At 34.1% G+C, this 20,949-nt stretch carries 20 protein-coding genes; 1 reads left to right on the forward strand and 19 read right to left on the reverse strand.

Annotation, left to right across the window (positions count from 1 at the left end):
- Nucleotides 1-64: 64 nt before the first annotated feature.
- The 3 genes from RCJ95_RS09045 to RCJ95_RS09055 are packed head-to-tail and all read right to left on the reverse strand — an operon-like array spanning nucleotide 65 to nucleotide 2,300.
- On the reverse strand, nucleotides 65-793 hold the full coding sequence (locus RCJ95_RS09045) for an amino acid ABC transporter ATP-binding protein (protein ID WP_221682481.1): 729 nt from the start codon (nucleotides 791-793) through the stop codon (nucleotides 65-67).
- Nucleotides 794-820: 27 nt separating this feature from the next.
- Nucleotides 821-1,486, reverse strand: coding sequence for an amino acid ABC transporter permease (locus RCJ95_RS09050; protein ID WP_221682454.1), 666 nt, complete (start codon nucleotides 1,484-1,486; stop codon nucleotides 821-823).
- A 31-nt stretch (nucleotides 1,487-1,517) separates the two neighbouring features.
- Nucleotides 1,518-2,300: a transporter substrate-binding domain-containing protein gene (locus RCJ95_RS09055; RefSeq protein WP_221682455.1), complete on the reverse strand. Its 783-nt coding sequence runs from the start codon at nucleotides 2,298-2,300 to the stop codon at nucleotides 1,518-1,520.
- 661 nt (nucleotides 2,301-2,961) lie between these two features.
- Between RCJ95_RS09055 and RCJ95_RS09060 the strand changes: the two genes are divergently transcribed.
- Nucleotides 2,962-4,860, forward strand: a complete 1,899-nt coding sequence (locus RCJ95_RS09060; RefSeq protein ID WP_221682456.1) for a hypothetical protein — start codon at nucleotides 2,962-2,964, stop codon at nucleotides 4,858-4,860.
- Nucleotides 4,861-4,953: 93 nt separating this feature from the next.
- Here RCJ95_RS09060 and RCJ95_RS09065 read toward each other — a convergent pair whose 3' ends face one another.
- The 16 genes from RCJ95_RS09065 to RCJ95_RS09140 all read right to left on the reverse strand — a co-directional run bounded on the left by RCJ95_RS09065 (nucleotide 4,954) and on the right by RCJ95_RS09140 (nucleotide 20,810).
- Entirely contained in the window at nucleotides 4,954-6,561 is a 1,608-nt protein-coding gene (locus RCJ95_RS09065; RefSeq protein ID WP_446722128.1) for a recombinase family protein, read from the reverse strand.
- A 106-nt stretch (nucleotides 6,562-6,667) separates the two neighbouring features.
- Nucleotides 6,668-6,859, reverse strand: coding sequence for a hypothetical protein (locus tag RCJ95_RS09070; RefSeq protein WP_446722129.1), 192 nt, complete (start codon nucleotides 6,857-6,859; stop codon nucleotides 6,668-6,670).
- A 242-nt stretch (nucleotides 6,860-7,101) separates the two neighbouring features.
- The gene (locus RCJ95_RS09075; RefSeq protein WP_446722130.1) at nucleotides 7,102-7,320 is read right to left on the reverse strand and encodes a YdbC family protein; all 219 of its coding nucleotides are present in this window, start codon (nucleotides 7,318-7,320) and stop codon (nucleotides 7,102-7,104) included.
- A gap of 46 nt (nucleotides 7,321-7,366) precedes the next feature.
- The gene (locus RCJ95_RS09080) at nucleotides 7,367-10,339 is read right to left on the reverse strand and encodes a type I restriction endonuclease subunit R (protein ID WP_446722131.1); all 2,973 of its coding nucleotides are present in this window, start codon (nucleotides 10,337-10,339) and stop codon (nucleotides 7,367-7,369) included.
- Nucleotides 10,339-11,718, reverse strand: coding sequence for a restriction endonuclease subunit S (locus RCJ95_RS09085; RefSeq protein ID WP_446722132.1), 1,380 nt, complete (start codon nucleotides 11,716-11,718; stop codon nucleotides 10,339-10,341). The genes RCJ95_RS09080 and RCJ95_RS09085 overlap by 1 nt, the downstream gene beginning before the upstream one ends.
- Nucleotides 11,719-11,723: 5 nt before the next feature.
- Entirely contained in the window at nucleotides 11,724-13,850 is a 2,127-nt protein-coding gene (locus RCJ95_RS09090) for a type I restriction-modification system subunit M (protein WP_446722133.1), read from the reverse strand.
- A 214-nt stretch (nucleotides 13,851-14,064) separates the two neighbouring features.
- Entirely contained in the window at nucleotides 14,065-14,643 is a 579-nt protein-coding gene (locus tag RCJ95_RS09095) for a hypothetical protein (RefSeq protein WP_446722134.1), read from the reverse strand.
- Nucleotides 14,644-14,672: 29 nt separating this feature from the next.
- Nucleotides 14,673-14,873, reverse strand: coding sequence for a hypothetical protein (locus tag RCJ95_RS09100; protein WP_446722135.1), 201 nt, complete (start codon nucleotides 14,871-14,873; stop codon nucleotides 14,673-14,675).
- Nucleotides 14,874-15,567: 694 nt separating this feature from the next.
- Entirely contained in the window at nucleotides 15,568-16,014 is a 447-nt protein-coding gene (locus RCJ95_RS09105) for a hypothetical protein (protein ID WP_446722136.1), read from the reverse strand.
- Between the two features lie 491 nt (nucleotides 16,015-16,505).
- Entirely contained in the window at nucleotides 16,506-17,111 is a 606-nt protein-coding gene (locus tag RCJ95_RS09110) for a recombinase family protein (protein ID WP_446722137.1), read from the reverse strand.
- A 392-nt stretch (nucleotides 17,112-17,503) separates the two neighbouring features.
- Nucleotides 17,504-17,905: a hypothetical protein gene (locus RCJ95_RS09115; protein ID WP_446722138.1), complete on the reverse strand. Its 402-nt coding sequence runs from the start codon at nucleotides 17,903-17,905 to the stop codon at nucleotides 17,504-17,506.
- Nucleotides 17,906-17,930: 25 nt separating this feature from the next.
- On the reverse strand, nucleotides 17,931-18,344 hold the full coding sequence (locus RCJ95_RS09120; protein ID WP_446722139.1) for a hypothetical protein: 414 nt from the start codon (nucleotides 18,342-18,344) through the stop codon (nucleotides 17,931-17,933).
- 117 nt (nucleotides 18,345-18,461) lie between these two features.
- Entirely contained in the window at nucleotides 18,462-18,641 is a 180-nt protein-coding gene (locus RCJ95_RS09125; RefSeq protein WP_446722140.1) for a hypothetical protein, read from the reverse strand.
- Between the two features lie 168 nt (nucleotides 18,642-18,809).
- The gene (locus RCJ95_RS09130) at nucleotides 18,810-19,244 is read right to left on the reverse strand and encodes a hypothetical protein (RefSeq protein WP_446722141.1); all 435 of its coding nucleotides are present in this window, start codon (nucleotides 19,242-19,244) and stop codon (nucleotides 18,810-18,812) included.
- 46 nt (nucleotides 19,245-19,290) lie between these two features.
- Nucleotides 19,291-20,130: an AbiJ-related protein gene (locus RCJ95_RS09135; RefSeq protein WP_446722142.1), complete on the reverse strand. Its 840-nt coding sequence runs from the start codon at nucleotides 20,128-20,130 to the stop codon at nucleotides 19,291-19,293.
- Nucleotides 20,131-20,300: 170 nt separating this feature from the next.
- Entirely contained in the window at nucleotides 20,301-20,810 is a 510-nt protein-coding gene (locus RCJ95_RS09140; RefSeq protein ID WP_446722143.1) for a hypothetical protein, read from the reverse strand.
- Nucleotides 20,811-20,949 lie beyond the last annotated feature (139 nt).

Below are 20,949 nucleotides of genomic sequence, written 5' to 3' on the forward strand. Positions count from 1 at the left end.
GGCATCCAATATTTAATGCAAAACCATAAGAGATTCTAACCCTACCGTTCAGAACCTTTTAGTTTTATTTAAGCATTGTCGCAGTTAAAAATTCCCGTGTTCTCTCCTCTTGCGGATGGTTGAAAAATTGTTCAGGTGTGCCGCGTTCAATAATTTTCCCATCATGCATATAGACAATCCAATCAGCTACTTCTCTTGCGAATCCCATTTCATGGGTAACAACAACCATTGTCATTCCTTCTTCAGCCAAATCTTTCATGGTTGTTAAAACCTCTCCCACGAGCTCAGGATCGAGTGCCGATGTTGGCTCATCAAAAAGCATAATGTCTGGTTCCATCGCAAGTGCTCTAGCAATCGCCACCCGTTGCTTTTGCCCCCCTGATAGTTTACTAGGATAGACATCCGACTTATCCTCCAAACCTACTTTTTTCAGTAATTGCTTTGCTTTGATGATAGCTTTTTCTTTGTCTACACCCTTTACCATAACAGGTGCTTCAATAATATTTTCTAAAACCGTTTTATGTGGGAATAAGTTGAAATTTTGAAACACCATCCCAACCTTTTCTCTAATCTTGTTAAGGTCATCTGTCCTTGGATTGACTTCATTTCCCTCAATTATAATATTGCCGTTATCTTTTCTTTCTAAAAAGTTCAAGCAGCGAAGAAGGGTGCTTTTCCCTGACCCGCTCGATCCTATTAGACAAACAACATCGCTCTCGTAGACTGTCATGTCGATATTTTTCAATACATGTAAGTCTCCAAACGATTTATTCAATTGACTTATTTTAATCATTTCCTTGGTATCCAATCTTTTCAGCTCCTATCTGTCGCTTACTGCTAATTTTAGTTCAGTGCGGTTCACTACAAATGTCATCAATGCTACCAGCAATAAATAGTAGACTGCTACAATGAGTAAGTAGGTCATTTCATCGAAATTATTCGACCCAAGTGTTGTCGCTACATTAAACAGCTCATTCATGGAGATAAATGCGGCTAACGAAGAATCTTTTAAACTGATGATAAATTGATTGCCTAAAGGCGGCAACGCTCTACGGAATGCCTGTGGGAGAATAATCCTTCTTAATGTCATTGTCTTTGTCATTCCCAACGAGCGTCCTGCTTCAAATTGGCCATTATCGACTGACTGAATTGCTCCTCGCAGGATTTCAGAAATATAAGCTCCATTATGTAGCGCTAGAGCAAGTGAAGCAGCCCAAAAATCAGGAAGAAGGAAAATCCCGCTAATTCCGAAGTAGAGGATAAATATTTGAACAATCAGTGGTGTTCCTCGAACCAAATAGACATATATATCTGAAATAAGTTCTAAAATTTTTATATTAGAAATTTTTAATAAGGCAAAGACTAGTCCGATGATGATTCCCAGTAAGATAGAAACCACCGTCAGCTCTAATGTTAAAAGCATAGCTTTAAAGAATACACCTTTTGTTTCGATTAGTATTTGAAAAAAATGCGAAAAACTTGGCAAAGTACTACTTCCTTTCTTTTATAGCATTGGTTTATTCGGATTTTTTGGTAATGTCCTCACCAAAATATTTGATACTGATTTGAGTCAATGTTCCATTTTCCCGAAGTTGTTCCAAAGATTCATTTACTCGCTTCAATAGTTTTGGATTATCCTGAGGCAACACAATCGCTTGTTCACTGCGATTAATTAATTGTTGTCCTTTAATCTTAAAACCTTCCTTTTCAGCAGTTTTTCCTGTAACAAAATCTGTGATTACTGCATCATGACGTCCACTGCTTAAAGCCTTTAATGCTGTAATATCACTGTCATATGTTTTTATGTTATCTGTATACTTGGAAGCTGTATCTGCATAAGTTGATCCTTTTGCAACAGCTACTTCCTTTCCCTTTAAATCTTCAACAGTCCTAATTTTACTATCCGGTCTGGTGAAAATTTTCGGTCCTGAATAATAATAAGGGGTAGAGAAAGAAACATGTTTACTCCGCTGCGGGTTAATCGTGTGACTTGCAACGGCTGCATCCGCTCTTCCCGTTTTCACCCCTTCCACAATCCCTTTGAACTTGATTCGTTTCTGAACCGGCTCAAGGCCCATTTCCTTTGCAATCGCTTCACCAACCTCAATATCAAAACCCGACATTGTAAGATCGTCATTTATATAACTAAATGGCTTAAATTCACCAGAAGTAGCAAAAACAAATTGATTTTTATTGATCAGTTCAGATCCGTCTTCAAGCTTCTGCTTCTCTACACAACCAGATATAAGGCAGACTACGATTGTGCTAAAGATCAATAGTAACTTTTTACTCAACAACATATTGGCTATAACTCCTTTCCCTTTCGTAAATTCCTACAACACCTCTTGCTATATAACTTGCTTATGATAGTTAATACCCAATCTACTCCCAATAAAACAAAAAAGTATCAGGCACTATTAAAAGTGCCTGATACTTTTTCTACAAACTTTGCATTATATAATTATCTTTCAAGTCTTCTCTTTCCTCTAAAAATGCAGCATTTTAGATGTATAGAACTAATAAAACCGCACTTACTTATGGTACGGTTCTCCGTAACTGATGTAAGTGCGATTTTATACAAGTTTGATAGTTACTACTATTAAATTTTCTTCATTACCATTCTTGTCCCTCTACAAATTATTGCAACAGTAATTTGTCATCATTGATATCCAAGTGTTAAAAAAGTATTATTATTGAATTAACTCTATTTTAGAATAGATTTCTATTACTCGAAAAATCAATTAAGTAATCTTTGTTGATACCCTATTTAATCAGCTTCAACGAGAAAACATTCTGCAAATTCTATATGATTTAAATTTTATTTCGCTAATAGTGAATATATATTGAAAACTAGGCTAATTACCTTAAAATTTTTAGGCAACGTACATACAATAATTTGATTAGATTAAAAAGGAGCGAATAAATGTCTATGAACAAACTTAAGTCGAGTAAGGGGCAGTTATGGTAAGCGTCGTTTCCTGTTTTCTATCCGATAATCAGGGGCTACCACTTGAACCAAATTTACCTGGAAGCATCATTTATAAAGAATTAACTTCAGAAAATTCACGTTCTGAAAAATGTGTAGTTCTCCCAGATGGATCCCATGTCAAACTTCAACAAGTAAAGATTCTAATCAGTGGCTTTGTGACTATTGTATTGGATAACGGAACACAACATACAGAACCTTTTTCTGAAACAAAACTAATCGTGCTATGTGCACCTAATGGCACACAAATTACCTGTTCATATACTGATTTTCATTGTTTCTCTCAAACCGTTTATTCTGATGACATCTTCCAAGGACTATTACTTTTTGTGGATTTTTGTTTATCGGTACAATCTTCATTTAACACTGTTATAAATATTACAACTCAATTTTGTAATCCAAGGGAAAATATATCAATTATCAAGACTATTCTTCCAGACCAATACCCTTTAATTTCACTTGATAAAGATCCAAAAACATCTACACCTCAACAAGATGAAAATCTATGTATAAAAGTCCCTAAAGTATATGATTGGGTTACCACACCAATTAAAATTCCACAGATTAATATCCCCTTTTCTTGTGTATACGAAGTAGCGCTCACTACTGGTCCTTGTAATGGGATTGCCGTAGGAGATTTTATTTGTAAACCTTGTACAGGTATGTGTGAAGAGACTTTAATTTGTAGTAATCAAAGTTGTACATTATTTTTAACTAATATTTCTACCGACTGTATGTTTTGCCCTATAGGTGGAATTATTCTCTCATCAGACTTTGTTTGTACTACACCAAGTGGACGTGTACTTAATGTTAATTCAGGTAAGTACTATAACGACATTCAACCAGCGATTAATGACGCTGCACCTGATAATACTCTTATTGTTTTTCCAGGGACCTTTGTTGAAGCTACTCCTATTACTGTAAGTAAGCCGCTAACAATTACAGGTCTTTCCGTACTAAATACAGTTGTTGAGTTTCCAAATCCACCAGTAGAATCGAATCTGTATATAACTGCAGATAATGTAACTATTAAAAATCTTCATTTTATTAGCCCGACCATTACAGCTGCTGATGATGTATCGTTATTGAGAATAGAACATGCTCCTGGAAATGGTCTATATGATAATATTACGTTTGATAACGTAATTATTGAAGGAGGACCAAAGCGTCTCGCCATTATCAATGCTTCAAATCTTTCCATTATTAATTCAACGTTTATTCATACAGGTACTCGTCACGCAATAGAATTAAGAAGCGGAACAGGCACAATGAATATCTCTGGCAACACTTTTTCAGGTGGGCCCAATAGCCAAGACGCTATTATATTTCAGGTTGACACACCTACAGACACTTTTAGCGATGCCACTTATATTATCCAAAATAACAACATGACACGATTTTCTCATTTCGTATTATTTAACCTGGCAGCTAGCCAGAATATCTCTATAAATGTATCCCATAATACTGTTAACCAACTAGATCGACCTGGACCGACCATTACATTTATTCCGCCTACAGATCCCTATACTTTTTCAACAATTACACCTATTCTCATTGAAAATAATCAAATTACAAACCCAAATGCACCTATCGATAATATAGACCCGTTTTCAGTATCAAGTAACCTATCCGTTTATGTAGACTACACCTACACACTTGGGTTGCCGACATCCATCCCAGCAAATGGCCAGATACAAGTCTATAACAACAGTTTTAATGTCGCCTTACCATGGGGATTGGTAGCACCTCTCCCATTTGTTTATGATGTCGTTTTTCCAAGTGATCCAGTTGGTTATAATACAACTTTTGCACCCGGAACCATGTCATTAAGTGCTTTTGATCTTATGGGTAATGTCTCAACAGCTATTGTATGATAGATTCATTAATATAGGCCTTTCAATGAAGGAAAGATTGGTCCTCTTGTTGATATACACTTTCTTTTAAATAGTTTTCTCCGTTGAAAAACCTCACTTACTTATGATAAGGTTCACCGTATCTTTTTGAACCCTAAAACTATTCTTATTAGAAGGGGATTCCTCGGAATCCCCACTGTTATCGACTTTCAAGCCTTCTTGAAAACTAAAATAAATTTCTATTATACGCTTATTTTGAACTTTAATTGAAGTAATTAATTTGCGAATCAATGATTGTTGAGCAGGTTTATTTAATAGTGGTATTACCTTTCCAACTTTCTTGAAAAATTGGCTTATCTCATTAATATTCAATTTAACTGTTTTATTTTGTTGCAAAGATTTCTGCAACTTCAAGATATCATTTTCTATCACTACTATTTCATCGGAGACCTCTTGGATTTTTCTTCTTATGGTAGACTTATAATTGTCATTACCTTCTAGTAGCTCATCGGTTAGTTTACTTTCTCTGTACTTCAATTTGTTTAGTTCATTTTCTTTACGTTTTATACTTACCGCGATTTCCTTAGTTTGCTGACCAGTATTATTTAATGTTCCTAACATTGTCTTCAATATCTCAGGTTCATTAATAGCTGCTTCAAAAATTGTTAAAAATTCTTCTTCAATGTCGTACTTTCTTATAGAATTAGATTTGCAACGTTTATATGTTTGGTACTGATTGCATGTGTAATACTCGTAAACTTTCCCCTTACTCTTAACAATTTGCATTGACATCCCATAACCACAGTCTGGACACCGTAACAGACCACTTAATAAATGATTTCCATTGAATTGTTTCATATGATGTCGTGGATTTTCAGCAATCATTTCCTGCACTTTATTAAAAATTTCTCTATCAATTATAGCTTCATGAATGCCTTCGCTGATTATTGGACTTTCACTATATTGTCGTTTTCTTTTATTGCCCTCATGAAGTTTTCCCCAGTCTTCTCGATACCCCCATCTTACAAGACCACAGTATGTGGGATTTCTTAAAATCTCCTTTATTCCAATACCATTGAATGGTTTACCTAACTTCGTTTTAAAGCCTTTTTCATTTAGATTGAGTGCGATTGCTTTGTAGCCATTACCTTTTAAATACTCATTGTATATTGATTTAACAACACCTGCATCAGCTTCATTAATTTCAAGCCTCTTTTCTACTAAGTCATATCCTAAAGGTGGCTTACCTCCATTCCATTCACCTTCTCGGGCTTTTTGCTGCATCCCACCCTTTACTTGAGTGATAATATTTTCACGTTCCATTTCAGCAAATATTGCACCGAAAACCAAGAAATACTTACCCATAGGTGTTGAAGTATCGATGTTATCCTCAATAGCGATAAGCTTAACCCCTGCTTTTTCTAAGTAATCTGCAATAGCAACTACATCTGATATTTTCCTGCTCAACCGACTGACCTTATACACTACTAAGTAGTCAACTTTATTTGATTTTACATATTTGAGGAGAGCTTTAATTCCATCCCTTTTATCCATTGAAGCACCGGATATCCCCTTATCATGGAATATCTGTTTTACTTCCCATTCCTCATAGTTGCATTTTTTATTTATCACTGACTGTTGATTGTCTAAACTGTAACCATCCTTTGCTTGCTCTTCTGTTGAAACTCGGATATACCCCACTGCTACTTTTTTCTTTTCCACTTTAATAAGCACTCCTTTTTTGTTTGTGATTATAACTCCATATTTCTTTTGGTACGACCAATTTTTGGTTCCCTTGCTTTAACTAACTTTTTGTAAAAACATAAATTTACGCAGTTCGTGATGTATTTTTTCCCAATTGCTTACTTTCATCTTTTGAAATCATCTGCATCAACTCTTTCTTACCGTACATCCCCACTAAGTTTTCAATTTCAGTTAAAAATTCGTTTGCAAAATCTGCTAGAATATCATTCTTTACTTCTTCCTCTGTTTTAAATAATTTATCAAATCCCGTAGACATGATTATTTCACTCCGAAATCAGGTATTTGGAGTTCAACTCCATGCCTACTTAAAGAATCTCTTGAAAAATGTCTTGAAGGAGAATGATTATCGACCACAAATTTCTCTGTGTCCCCCTCAACTTTTTCCAGCACCCGAAAAAGGGTATAAAAAAAATACACCTATTCTTTTAGCTGACCAGTAAATAGTCAGGACTAATAGAATAGGTGCTGCTTTTTTTTGCTACCTCAGATATCTTTGTTTCACTCAATATTACTTATTAAGATTTTTAAACTCGCTATTTCCTCTGTTGATAAAGTTACGCCTTTACCCATTTTTTCATGGTTTTCTGACCAGTCTCTAAGGTCATATTTGGGTTCACGACCGTTCCAACTAATTAGGTTCAGTTCTCGTTTCCATCCTTTTGCAGATTCTGAAAGAACACCAATCGTTTCAATAATTTCATATTTAATGTCTGCCATGAAAATTCATCCTTTGTTTAGAAAATTATATTTCAACGTCGAACCGTTATTGTATCTCTGTATTTCCGGTAAATACTTCACCATCTGTGTTGTAAGTAATATTAAACACCATATCTGATAGCCACTTTTTAAATGAGTCATTATCGTTATATTGCTTAAAGATTTCCATATTATCTGTCATTAAATTAATCACTGCTCTATTTAATGCTTTTTGACTCTCAATTTTAGCGTTTTGTTTATCGGAATTTTTCATAGCATTTTGATAATCCTTATCTTTTGCTACAACTTCAGGAATAGATGCAATATGCTTTTTAACTTGGTCTTCATCCTTCCAAGGTACATTTCCGAAAAGGTCATGGAAACTTGATAATATATTACTAAGTAAATCAAGTTCTGGGTCAGCCTTTCCACCACCAGAAGTCGTTGGAACAGGGTCTATTTCGTAGTATGGTGAATCTTCTAATACAATAGACATTTTTGTTTGAGCCTCAGCTCTATAACTATCTAAATCGATTGCTTCAAGAATGCCTTTTGATAAGTCCTCTTCCTTCGGTGCAGGAAGTTTTGGTATCAAGAGATTTAAGAATATAGATAGCTTTTCCCACTCAGCATTACCATAAGGTAATATTGATGCTAAAAAGCCGTAAGTTCGTGTAAATGCTTTTGCCTTACTCTTAAAATCTATTTGTTCATCCTCATCCAATTCGTCTTCATAGTTTTTAGCACAAACATCTAATATTGGGTCTAGCTTATCTCTTTCTGCTCCATTGAGATAGAGTTCCACTATCGTGTCTATATGATAATCAGTAAACACATGATAACCTCTAATATCGCTTTCTAAATCATTAAGTTTATCTGGGTCTGTTTCATCGGAAAGTACGGTAGTCTTATAATACTTTGAAAAGGCTTCTTTTATAATGTCTGCTTCATTCGCGAAGTCTAAAACAAAGGTATCATATTTTTGTGGATGTGCTCTATTCAATCTCGATAAAGTCTGAACCGCCTTAATATCTGTTAATACTTTATCCACGTACATTGTATGGAGAAGTGGCTCATCATACCCCGTTTGAAACTTATTGGCTACCACTAAAATTCTATAAGGGTCTTTTTTGAACTTCTTCTCAATTTCATTACTTGGGAATCCATTAATAGAACTCTCAGTTAGTTTTTTACCTCCAAATTCCTTTTCTCCAGAAAAGGCAACTATTGCTTTAAATTGACTCTTTCTCTTTTCTAAATAGGCTGAAATCGAATAGTAATATTGTATTGCCCTCTCAATGCTACTCGTAACAACCATAGCACGAGCTTGACCACCAATTTTACCCTTTGCAAAAACTTGGTCGTGGAAATGGTCAACCATGATTTCTGATTTCAATTCGATTGCCTTTTCGTTCGACTCTACATATTTTCTCAACTTTTTCTGAGCCTTTTTCTTATCGAACATAGGGTCATCTTCTACTATTTTAGCAATCTTATAGTAACTCTTAATTGGTGTATAATCTTTAAGAACATCAATGATGAACCCTTCTTGAGTTGCTTGCTTCATAGTGTAAACATGGAACGGTCTGTGTTTTATCTTGCCATCAGCTGGATAAGGGACACCAAACATTTCTAAGGTTTTATTTTTAGGTGTGGCCGTGAATGCAAAATAACTCGCATTCGTAAGCATTTTTCTACCCTCTAAAATTTTCACTATCTTATCCTCAATAGTCTCTTCATCGCTATCTTCATATTTATCAGATAAAGCCATATTCATTTTCGCAGACATATTACCACTTTGACTTGAGTGAGCCTCGTCAATAATAATTGCAAAGTTATTTTTTCTATGCTGATTTCCAATATCCTCAAGGATGTAAGGGAATTTATGAACAATTGTAATGATTATTTTCTTCCCATCTTGAAGAAGCTTTTTTAGGTCTCCAGAACTTTCAGCATGACCTACTGTGTTAGACACTTGCATAAAACTTTTAATCGTATTCTTAATCTGCTTATCTAGATTAATCCTATCGGTAACCACAATAACAGAATCAAAAATATTCTTTCCATCTTTATTAGAAAGCGAAACAAGCTGATGAGCAAGCCATGCGATAGAATTCGATTTCCCACTACCTGCACTGTGTTGGATAAGGTACTTTTGACCAGCACCTTTTTCGCTTACATCGGCTAAAATAGACTCTACCCCTGAAAGCTGATGGTAACGAGGGAAAATTTGTGTCTTTTTTACCTTTTTCGTTTCATCGTCTTTCTCTTCAACAATTTGTGCATAGTTTTCTATTATATTAGCCAGCTCATCTTTTACTAATATCTCTTTCCATAGATAATCCGTTTTGATTCCATTAGGATTAGGAGGATTTCCAGCTCCATCGTTATAACCTTTGTTAAATGGAAGGAACCAAGACTTTTTACCATCAAGTTTTGTGCACATCTTAACTTCATTATCATCCACCGCAAAGTGAACCATGCATCTACCAAAATTAAAAAGTAGTTCTCGAGGGTCTCGGTCAGTTTTGTATTGATACACTGCATCTTCAACATTTTGTTTTGTCAGTCTATTTTTCAACTCACAAGTAATGATTGGCAGACCATTAATGAAAATAGCAAAATCAAGAGCAAGCTTTGTATTATCTCTTGAATACATCAGTTGTCTTGTTACACTGAATATATTTTTGTTATACAATTCTTTTGCATTGGCATTTTCCTGAGAAGGTGTTATATAAAACAAATCAAGCGTAACAGGGTAAATTTTTATACCCCTTCTCAAAACTTCAATGATACCGTTTTTTGTAATTTCTCCTTGTAAACGATTTAAAAACTTAGTCTTGTTTACATCACTTTTAAATACTCCTAATTTTTCAAGTCGATCTGGTTGAGTATCTTGTAAAAAATTAAATAAGCGTGTTTCATCTATTGCATAATCTTTGTTGTAGTCATTATTTGTCCCTTGCTCATAACCATTATGATTTATAAGATGTTCAACAATAAGCGTTTCTAATCCTGACTCTTTGGTGTTAGATTGCATTAAACCTCACACTCCTCGCTATCTACAACTTCTTCATTGTCATTAAAATCTTCTTCTATTTCATCAATATCTATTTCTTCTAATTCCTCGGTTATTTCAATATCACGTACATCTACCTTACCCGTGACAACGTCAGAAATAAGACGCGTACGGTATTCTGTGATAAGGTCTATTTCTTGCTGTAACTTAGAAATTGAATCTTCGATTCTTTTAAATTCATGAGGAATATATTGTACAATTTCACTCTGTTCCTCTTCAGGTGGGATAAAAAATGGAATATCCTTCATTTTATTTAATGATAAATCCCATTGTCCTATTCTTATACCATCTGATGCTTGATAGAAGAAATTCACATATACTTTACTTCTAATTGCATAGTGAAAATACTCTTTATTATCAAAAAATAAATTAAAAATATAGTAAGCAGGACTTACAATGCCATTATAAGAGGATACTCCGTATGAACCTTGCCAAGCTTTCATTTTGTTCATTGCAAACTGACCAATATCCACAACCTTATAACCACTTAAATCATCTGGGATAAAATTGTGATTCTCTTCTTTAGACATTTCTGACCTTAGCATCACACCTTTTTCTCTTACAACTGAAAGTAAAGGTAAGTCAGCTCTATTTTTCACGCTTACAGGTTTTAACAATTGCCTTAAAGGTTTTATTTCCCAATGTTCTGGAATTTCCCCCAACCAATCAACTCCTGATGGCTTCATTTTCACATTTGGATTTAACCCCTTAGTTACAGCCTCGTTTACGACTGCTTGCTTCTTCTCTTTAAGAATTGAGATAAGTTTTTTCTTAGACTTTATAAACTTATTGATTTTCGCAAGCTGAAAGTCCAGATACTTTACAATTTGGTCTTGTTCATCTAATGGAGGTAGTAAAACTCTCACTCTTTTTAAAAATGGGTAGTAAAGATTCCTCTGAATACTTCCTACACCTTTTGATGAAAGTACAAATTGATTTACCATTACTGCATCTCTAAATAAGTAATTTCCGAATTTTGGGTTTATTAAATTTGACAATGAAAATACATAGTACGCTGGACTTACTATCCCTCTATATTTTGATACCCCTACTGAACCTCGCCATGCTTGTTGATTATTCAAAACCAAGTCACCAGACTCAACTAATTGATAATTGGATAAATCCTGGCTAGGTTTATGGACTTGTGTTCCTGTTGATTGGTTATACTTTATTACGCCTTTATTCAAAAAAACCGATAATAGCTCCTCATCAACATTTTTTGTTACTGACTTTACGTAAGCTATTGCATAAAAGGGATATTCAATCCATCCTTTAGGTATTTGATTGATATAAGGAATTTTAGAGATTTTGTATTCTTCATAAGGTTTATTGATATTCATTCGACTTACCCCCTTATGATTTCATGAAGCAAACCATCAGTTTCTGCTTCCAATGCTTCAATATCCGCTGCAATTTCATCAAGAGTACGCAATTGAACTGGCTTATAGAAATATTTCGTAAAACTTAATTCGTAACCAATTTGTGTTTTACTTCCGTCAATCCATGCATCTGGTGCAAAGGACAATACCTCGTCCATGAAGAATTGTTCAATACCCCCTTCGTGAAGTAACGGTATTTGCTCCGTGTCTCTTAAATTGCTATCAGGCTCATACTCTACAATGCATCGTTTACCATCAATCGTTGTATCGAATAAACCGTATAGTGAATTTGCCTCTACTTTCCCAGACTTGTGTATTTTTTTGATTACTTTTTCAGCATTATCATCTATTTGAGCAAGACTATTTTTTATAAGATTTATTCTCTTAGCAGGAATTTTTACATTTAATTCTGTTGCTACATTACCTAACTCTTTTACGAACAAGTTAAAGTCAGTAACTTTAGTATATTGGTATTTTTCAGCTACAGCATAAATAACAGACATTAAATCTGTTTCTTTTTGCTGGTCACAGATTTTTGCAAATTCTTCTAGATTTTCTTTTGCTAGATTTATACTTAAACGTAGCGGTCTTTCAACTGTAATCTTGTGATAACCAAATTCTTCGTTATCAAAAATCTTAGACTGCTCAGTTTCTTCAAAGTTAATAAGCATGTCAGATATCTGCTTTCTAATTTCAGGCGTGAATTCACAGTTCTTGTTACCTAAGTTTTTTCTAAGTGGACTTTTTAGACCTGTTGCATCTATTAATTGAACCTTTCCTTTTCTGTGTAGTGCTTTTCTATTAGTAATAATCCAGATAAAAGTTGCAATACCAGTGTTATAAAACATATTCTCAGGCAATGCAATTATCGCTTCTAACCAATCATTTTCTATAATATATCTTCTTAGATTACTCTCACCCTGACCCGCATCACCAGTAAATAGTGATGAACCGTTATGGACTTCGACAATCCGACTTCCAAGTTCTGTGTCATGCTTCATTTTGCTTATTTTGTTTGCCAGAAATAACATCTGCCCATCACTTGAGCGTGGAATCATCTTAAACTCTGGTTCTCCAGCATGAGAAACAATAAATCGAGTATCAGAAATATCGGATTTACCTCCAAGACGCTCCAAGTCTGTTTTCCAACTTTTCCCATATGGTGGGTTTGAAAGCATAAAATCAAAATTATATGTTGGAAATCCATCATTTGATAAAGTCGAACCATAGGCTACATTATCATCTTGTATCGCTTCACCTTTGATGAGCAAGTCAGCTTTTGTTATTGCATACGTTTCTGGGTTAATCTCTTGACCATATAGATAAGTAGTAATACTTTTGTTATGCTCCTTAGCTAATTGATGTAACCTTTCGTCGGCAATAGTTAACATACCACCCGTTCCACAGGCTCCGTCATATACAAGGTAAGGTGCATCTTTAATTTTATCTGCTACTGGTAAGAACGTAATATCTGCCATAAGCTCAACTACATCACGAGGTGTGAAATGCTCTCCTGCTTCCTCATTGTTTTCTTCATTAAATTTACGGATTAGTTCCTCAAAAATTACCCCCATAGTATGGTTATCAAGCCCTGGCATCTGTATGTCACCGTTATCGTCTAAGGTCGGGTTAGGACTCAGGTTAATCTTAGGGCTTACAAACTTCTCAATAACCGCACCTAAAATATCAGCTTCAACCATCGTGTCAATTTGATTTCTGAATTTAAACTTCTCAAGTATTTCTTGTACATTAGGTGAAAAACCATCTAAATATGCAATAAAGTCAGACTTAAGCTGTTGCTGCTTAGCTCTCGACTTAAGGTCCTTAAGTGTAAAGGGTGATGAATTACAAAAAGCTTGTCCTGCTACATTGCAAAGTGCAGCTGTTTGATTTACTACCTCTGCTTTATCCAATGCATCTTTCATCTGCAATACCGCCTCTTTTGTTGGCTCAAGCACTGCATCAAGACGTCTAATAACAGTCATCGGTAAAATAACATCTCTATATTTCCCCCGTACATATACGTCACGAAGGCAATCATCTGCAATGCCCCATATAAAACTAACTATCTGATTATAAGTATGATTATTCACTTTTGTTCCTCCAATTTATATACACTTATACATTTACTATTTCTTTATTTAATAGTATCACATCATCACTCACTTGTGAGATTTTGGGTGATTGTTACCATTATTTTTACAGTTTGGTTATTTATATATGAAAAAAGCACCTATTCTTTTAAATGATGATGAATTAATCATCACTAAAAGAATAGGTGCTAATTTTTGATTTTAGGTGAAGTCCTTAACTGACCCTTAGCATTTCCCCATTAAGAACCTTTACTCCAATATAATAGAAGTCTGTCAAACCATCATCACTTACTACATAGGAATAGATATAACCCTGATTCGCCATAAATAAATCATGCTCGATGTATTCCTTGATAACCAATTCTCTATTACTTTCATTAGTTATATCCCCGTCAAAAGTCATTGCCTCGGTTAAAATATCTTTTGGAACACAGAGATAACTTGTAGTAGAAATAACCTTTTCATATTTAGATACTTCATGCTCACATTGGATTTCCGTTTGCTTCCCTACCATAAAACGTGAGAGAAGAACATGATATACCGATAGCCCATTTTTGTCTAACTCCGAGATAATTCCTTCATCTATTTCAGTCAGATTTTCTAAAGAAATAGATAACGGATTTAAGCAATTAGTTTTTAGGACTTTCCCTTCCTTGAATGATTCTATAATACAATCCTTCATTCCTACTTTTTTCATTAAATCGATTGCTAGTTTCTGGCTTCTGGTAGCAAAAGGAACAATACTTTTTCCCTTATCCCACAATCTTAAATCCTTCTCTTTATTTTTTGACATTCCAATACATCTCCTTTTTAGAAATAAATTTACTCAATATCATCAATGCCCTTTTTGTACAACTTCACATATTCCTTTCTACCATCTGGATATAAATCATAAACACCTAACTCATCGACTGTTCTAATAGGCAAGCCTAGATTATGTATTTTCTCAATATCCTTTTTAGCTGATTGACGTAATATGCATTCTGCTTCATCTTTTGGAGTGTTCATATTAATCTTCTCCATAACATCAAACTCCTTAAGCTAAGATTTTCTTTTAGGAAATTGGGGAGCTTTTTCATGAAGTAAGAATAAAAGAGCAGAATCTCCTTAATAGCCAATAAACTAAAAATTGGTTGTTATTATAACTCTAATAAAAAAATTTGGTAGCACTTTTATGGAAAACTTTTTTACAGTAAATGGATATAAGAGAAATACCCCGAAAACAAAGGGAATCTAGAGATTAAATCTATAAGTATTATTATTACCACTTGGAAATCATTGGTATTAGAAAACCACTAGGTATAATACCCAGTGGTCTAAAGTCTACATTCTACGGTTCTAGAGGATGTTCGGGTGCTACATTACTTGGAGCAAAACTACTAAGTCCTGTATGTTGGCTCAGATTCTTGGAATCGCATAAAATGGAATGGTGTAAGTGAAATTGGTTTGTGCTCCATGTAGCTTTTCCTTTTCTTTGCAGTCCTCTCCTATTAAATATAAGTTATGTTTGTCCTCTACTCCTAAAATCAAAATATCTCAAGAAAGTTTATTTAATTTATGATATTCCCTAGATTACATGTGGCTAGAACATTGAGAAAGATATCGGTAGTTTTTTCGATGGGCAGGGATTTAAGAGAATTACCCCAAGATGGACAAAATCCTCGAATTGCTTGTATAAAAAAAACCGTACATTGTGGGGTGTACGGTTTGTGAGTTCTTAATGTTCTTCAAGTTCGCTCCTGAACAAATTAATTTCATGTAGATGCAACGCCTTGTCTAAACTCGTAGATATATATCTAATTGCTAGAATTTCTGTATCGTTTAACTCCTTTTCGGTTACTAATGACTGAGTTTTACATACAAGTAATTCAAATTGTCTGAGGAACTCATCGAACTGTTTAGGGAAGTAGTCTGGGATTAGATAGGCTAGATTGTTGATGGTATCACAAACCTCTATGTCGTTTAAGCATCGTTTAGGGTCAACCATACCTAGGGCTGTAATCGCATCTTCAATTTCCTTTTTTGTTGAGTCCACTGTGTAGTCTTTTCGTAAAGTTTCTAAAAAATCCGTTGGTGAAGTATTTTTAGAAGTCCATGTTTCCAACTGGCTTAAGGATATCTCTTCTTTTACTCCCACTGGAATCTTTACTTTAGTTGTTGTCATTCAAATCGCTCCCTTAATATGCGTTTTGAGCCAGCCCGTTTTTAACAGGCTACCGGTTTACACTTACTATTGCCTATCTCAGAGTTCATGTCTTGACCTCGAAAAATTTGTAGTTTAAAACTGAATATGTGTAAAAAGTTTTTCTATATGTGTCATTTTTTCCTAATATGTAGTAACGGGAAGTCTAGGTGTAGAAGAATTAATTTCATGTGTAGTAAAAATTTGTTCAGGTGTAGGTAGCTATGGTCAATGTGTAGTGTTGGTTTTTCTATGTCCTAATAGGTTTATTTAAATTGTGTAGCTAAAGTTGCTTGGGTTGATCCATGTTTCTTGGGTCGGGAAGGGCTTTTCAAGATGACTATCCCTGAAAGCAAAAGAATAACCGTACAAGATAAGTGTACGGGCAAATTTGTATACTCGATATCCCATGAACCTTAAAACAGGGATGCCTTCCCACTCATACAAAGCTAACGTTTTCACTTTAGAGTTTCTTATTTTAGATTGGACTCGTATTCTTTTACCTTACGATAGAAAGTTCCCTTTCCCATGTTCATAATCTTCATACATTCTACCGCCATAAGCTCTCCGTTCTTCCACTGCTTATATAGGATAGGGAACTCATTGGGAATTTCTTTTCTTGGTCTTCCTAAGTGCTTCCCCCTTGCTTTAGCTGCTGCAATTCCTTCGGCTTGACGCTTAAGGATATTTTGACGCTCGTTTTCCGATACAAAGGCTAAAATTTGTAGAACAATATCACTTACGAACGTTCCTAGCAAATCTTTATGCTGAGTGGTATCTAATAATGGCATATCTATTACTTTAATATCCGCACCGAGTTCATGAGTAATTTCCTGCCATTCCTTCATAATTTCCCTACTATTTCTACCAATACGGTCAATCGATTTAACAACTAACAAATCACCTTTTTCTAATGACTTTTTCATATACTGATAACCAATTCTATCCATATCTTTTCCACTAGCTTTATCTTCATATATGTATTTTTCTTCTATGCCTAGTTTCTTCATTTCATCAATTTGACGAGATAAATTTTGCTCCTTACTTGAAACACGTATATACGCTACCGTTTTTGGCATTTTACATCAAACCTTCCTTCTAGAGTTTGTGTGATTTTAGCTCTAGAGAACCAGAAGGTCAACAAGTTTATTAGAACGTCACAAAATAATTTATAGGACTTTTTGAAACGCCATTTACCCCGTTTATTGAGAGTATCATAACCTATACCTTTATTGACTAATACTATTTGAATCAGAGAGGATTTTGCTTAAAACAAAAAAGACAGTATAAAACCCAACAATCGAGTTAAATACTGTCCTTATTAATTATATTCTTGACTCTCCTTTTTTTCATCATCACATCCAATTGAGAGAAATTAAAATGTAAAACCCTATCCATTTCTTCAACAATAACGTTCTTGACTTCATCGTGTTTGACAACGTAATTCAATAATTTCAGGGAAACCCTTTTCTCACTTATTCTTTTCTCTTAATAAATCTTCTAAGATATAGTATTGTTCTTCAGTTAATGGAAAAAAACTCATATCTTTATGGGGGCGAAATTGAGAAACAATGCTTTGGATATCCTTAATATGTAATCCAAGTCCATCCTTTTGAACTTCATAATCCATTACAATAGGAAGTTTGATAGGATAACTCGAAGAAGATGGGAAAGCTTCACCATCTTTCCATGTTCCCTTAACTGTGTTAATCCCCATGATTAACTGCTGTTCTGTTAGGTAGACAAGCATTTTAGCCCCAACAGGGAAATTGAAGTTCTTATATTTACCTGCGAATCCCATTCGTTTATCTCTGAGTTCATCAATTACCCAATCAGGATAAACTAGTTTAATTGTATAATCAAGTTTTGACATTATGACATACCTCCCGCTTAATAAATTAAACAGCAATAAATTCAGGCTCTATATCGAACTTTTTTTCATTTCCTCTTACTTTTATGAAATTCTCCCATATATAGAATCTCCACTTCTCATCCTCAGAATAGTTTAACGTCATACCTGAAGTTATAAATTGTCTGAATTGCTTAAAGTCAACAAAGTAAATTTTGTTTCCTTCTAACCGAACTGCCAGTATTGCTATGTCTGCGTCATCCAGTAAATCAACTTGTTTAGTGGTTAGGTCGAACCAACCGTGCCCTTGTGGATGTAATCTTGATTCTGGTGTACAAAGGACTAACTTCTTGCCATTACTTACCCCATGATACATGATTTTCTTTCGTATGATATTAGATAGTGAACAATTATATCTCTTGCTGACTGTACTAACTACAATGTTCTTATCAGGAATCGGCACCTTACTCACTCCCATATTTTGGTTATGTTGTTCATCATATCATATAGTGCATAGCCTGTACTAATTACATGGCTAACAACAAGTGTTTAAAAGTTGGTGATAAAATGATTGTTGCAACTAATTCTTTTCCTTACTTGCACCTGGTACATATTCATTCCGACACCATTTAACAAAATTACCTGAGTGGTAAAGATGAGTATTCACTGTATTACTTGCCAGTTTTGTTCGTTTCACTTCTTTTTCATAGATTTTATAGAGTTCTTCTAATTGCTTTATAAACTCTTGTGAAGCTCTCATTTCATCCGCTCCTTTTTCTTTTCAGTCTATTATACTCAAATTGGAAAATTCATGGTAGTAATTTAAATACTGTAAATTATGTGTTGTGAGTGGATGTTGTGAATTCGTGTAATAAAAAAACAAAACCGTTTCATTAGTGGATGACATAAGGGGCAGACTCACTATCTTTTATGAAAGGTTATATATTTTATCAACCTTTGATTTTTCAAAATAACTTTTACCACAGCAATATCCTGACTTCTGTTTGAAGTGATTCTTTACGTACATATTTGTTGTCCTATAAATAAGGAAATCATCTTTTTCTTGCTGTGGTCGAAGTAAGCTATCTGGTCCAAGAACTACTAGTAAAACATCATAAATCTCAGGATTCCCAAGATAGATATTAGTTCTTGTTAATGAATTATGAAATTTTATTTCATATTTCTCGCTACCAAGTGTCCCATCATAGCCCTTTTCTCTACCTGACTTATTTAAAGTAATTCCATATAACTTTTGACAGATATATTCACCGATATCTCCTAAGTATTTGTCAGACCTGATAATCTCACTGTCCCTAAGCATTTTAATTGCTTTGAAAAAATTTATTAGCTCTTTTTCTATCATGATATTAGATATCGATAGTTATTATGTAGGAAAACTATTGGATATATTACAAATTGATTATTCTAGTAATAACACGGAGTACCAGAATAGCTCTATTAGATAAAAGGGCTTCAGTAATCGATTTAGTAGGCAAAGGAGTTTTATCTGGTTTTGCACCTATAGCTGCAAAAATAAGATTCTTAGCCCTTCCCTTTACCCTTCCTCCACTTTTATTAATTGTAAAAACTGTGTAACCAGATAAGTTATCTGTAGGAACTAATTCAAATCCATCTTTTATTAAGTGACTATTCATAGTCTCAATGTACTCTTTTAACTCTAATTGTTCTCGTACAAGGGGATGGACTACAAGTTCTAAAAATCTAATTAATATTTCATCTGTTGCAGTTATCAGCTCTAAATAATCCTCATAAAGATATTTTTCATCCCAATCAGAATTATTTATCATATGTTGCCAAATATCACCTAGTGCATCATTAAATCTAGGATCAGTTGATGGCATGTTTTCTAGATCCCATATTCTACTTAAGAAATCCATAAGTTCTAGTTTACCTTCTATATTCCCTTGCGAGTATAACCATTTTATAATATTCCTTCTAGTTAACTCGCTAATGTTAAATAAACCATTAGGGTTTAATCGATTTATTATTTTTAACAGTTCATTTGCATTTGAACCGTAATCGTTAATTACTCTTTTCGCTAAATCTAATAGAAATATTTGATCTTTACCTTTTAGTCTTCGTTGGACATAAACTCTTTTACTATTAAATGCTTCCGATTCATCTCCATAGTCTAAACCATATTTTGAACATACATTAGGTAAATCATAAGCTTTTTCGTCAATTAGTATGGAAGTAATTGCATTAATCAGTTCATTTATATTTGACATTTCCATCCCCCCGATATTTGAAAATATTACTAATAATCATACTATATTTGTCTATTATTGCTTTGTAAAACCATATGAAATAATAAAAAAACCATCAACTACTGTGTTAGTCAATGGTTTTCATTTCTTAATTTAATTAAGTTTCCCCATATTACATTAATAAATCTATCTCATTCATTAAAAGACCAAATCACTTTTTCATCTCCACCCAAATTTTTAATTTTAGATAAGCTAATTGATGAAAAAACGCCATCTGCTAATACTTTAGATGTCTCTGTACTAATCGGTTCACAAATAACAAAGGCTTCTAATACTCCTTGTCCGATTTCAACTTGACTGACTGAATTAATGTTAGGGATATTGTTAACTCTGTTAATAAATACATACGCCCGCCTCATCATCCAATCTTTCTTATTAGAAGCATATTCAACCATCCCTCTGGAGTGGAAGATATGAAATACTGTTATTCCATTTTTAACCAATTTATCAATTATCAATCTATCCTGAGTATCCATCGTCGTTTCTTCAATGTGATTTACGTTGTAATAAAAGGTTTTCAATACCCTGTTTTGAAATTTATAAGCGTCAATGATACTACGTGAGAGTGATAATCTACGCATACATTGTATAGCTCTTAATTTTTCTAGTGGTAATACACTACATGTTTTACTCTCAACCATACAATACTCCTTTCTAGTCCTGTATTTAGGCTATGATGTTTTTGATTGTTGTCGATATTTTTAACCTTTACATAGAATGTTGATTTTTTTCATGTCCACTTTTATGATGAATTCTTTTGAAGTGATGGTGCCCTTTACC

Source organism: Lysinibacillus sp. BSL11, assembly GCF_052928325.1.

Bases quoted from the DNA above. Each gene is read 5' to 3' on its own strand.
- RCJ95_RS09075 (WP_446722130.1), bottom strand. From the start codon at position 7,320: ATGGCAGACATTAAATATGAAATTATTGAAACGATTGGTGTTCTTTCA.
- RCJ95_RS09110 (WP_446722137.1), bottom strand. From the start codon at position 17,111: ATGCCAAAAACGGTAGCGTATATACGTGTTTCAAGTAAGGAGCAAAAT.
- RCJ95_RS09105 (WP_446722136.1), bottom strand. From the start codon at position 16,014: ATGACAACAACTAAAGTAAAGATTCCAGTGGGAGTAAAAGAAGAGATA.
- RCJ95_RS09125 (WP_446722140.1), bottom strand. From the start codon at position 18,641: ATGAGAGCTTCACAAGAGTTTATAAAGCAATTAGAAGAACTCTATAAA.
- RCJ95_RS09055 (WP_221682455.1), bottom strand. From the start codon at position 2,300: ATGTTGTTGAGTAAAAAGTTACTATTGATCTTTAGCACAATCGTAGTC.
- RCJ95_RS09060 (WP_221682456.1), top strand. From the start codon at position 2,962: ATGGTAAGCGTCGTTTCCTGTTTTCTATCCGATAATCAGGGGCTACCA.
- RCJ95_RS09100 (WP_446722135.1), bottom strand. From the start codon at position 14,873: ATGGAGAAGATTAATATGAACACTCCAAAAGATGAAGCAGAATGCATA.
- RCJ95_RS09085 (WP_446722132.1), bottom strand. From the start codon at position 11,718: ATGAATATCAATAAACCTTATGAAGAATACAAAATCTCTAAAATTCCT.
- RCJ95_RS09140 (WP_446722143.1), bottom strand. From the start codon at position 20,810: ATGGTTGAGAGTAAAACATGTAGTGTATTACCACTAGAAAAATTAAGA.
- RCJ95_RS09115 (WP_446722138.1), bottom strand. From the start codon at position 17,905: ATGTCAAAACTTGATTATACAATTAAACTAGTTTATCCTGATTGGGTA.
- RCJ95_RS09080 (WP_446722131.1), bottom strand. From the start codon at position 10,339: ATGCAATCTAACACCAAAGAGTCAGGATTAGAAACGCTTATTGTTGAA.
- RCJ95_RS09095 (WP_446722134.1), bottom strand. From the start codon at position 14,643: ATGTCAAAAAATAAAGAGAAGGATTTAAGATTGTGGGATAAGGGAAAA.
- RCJ95_RS09135 (WP_446722142.1), bottom strand. From the start codon at position 20,130: ATGTCAAATATAAATGAACTGATTAATGCAATTACTTCCATACTAATT.
- RCJ95_RS09130 (WP_446722141.1), bottom strand. From the start codon at position 19,244: ATGATAGAAAAAGAGCTAATAAATTTTTTCAAAGCAATTAAAATGCTT.
- RCJ95_RS09070 (WP_446722129.1), bottom strand. From the start codon at position 6,859: ATGTCTACGGGATTTGATAAATTATTTAAAACAGAGGAAGAAGTAAAG.
- RCJ95_RS09045 (WP_221682481.1), bottom strand. From the start codon at position 793: ATGATTAAAATAAGTCAATTGAATAAATCGTTTGGAGACTTACATGTA.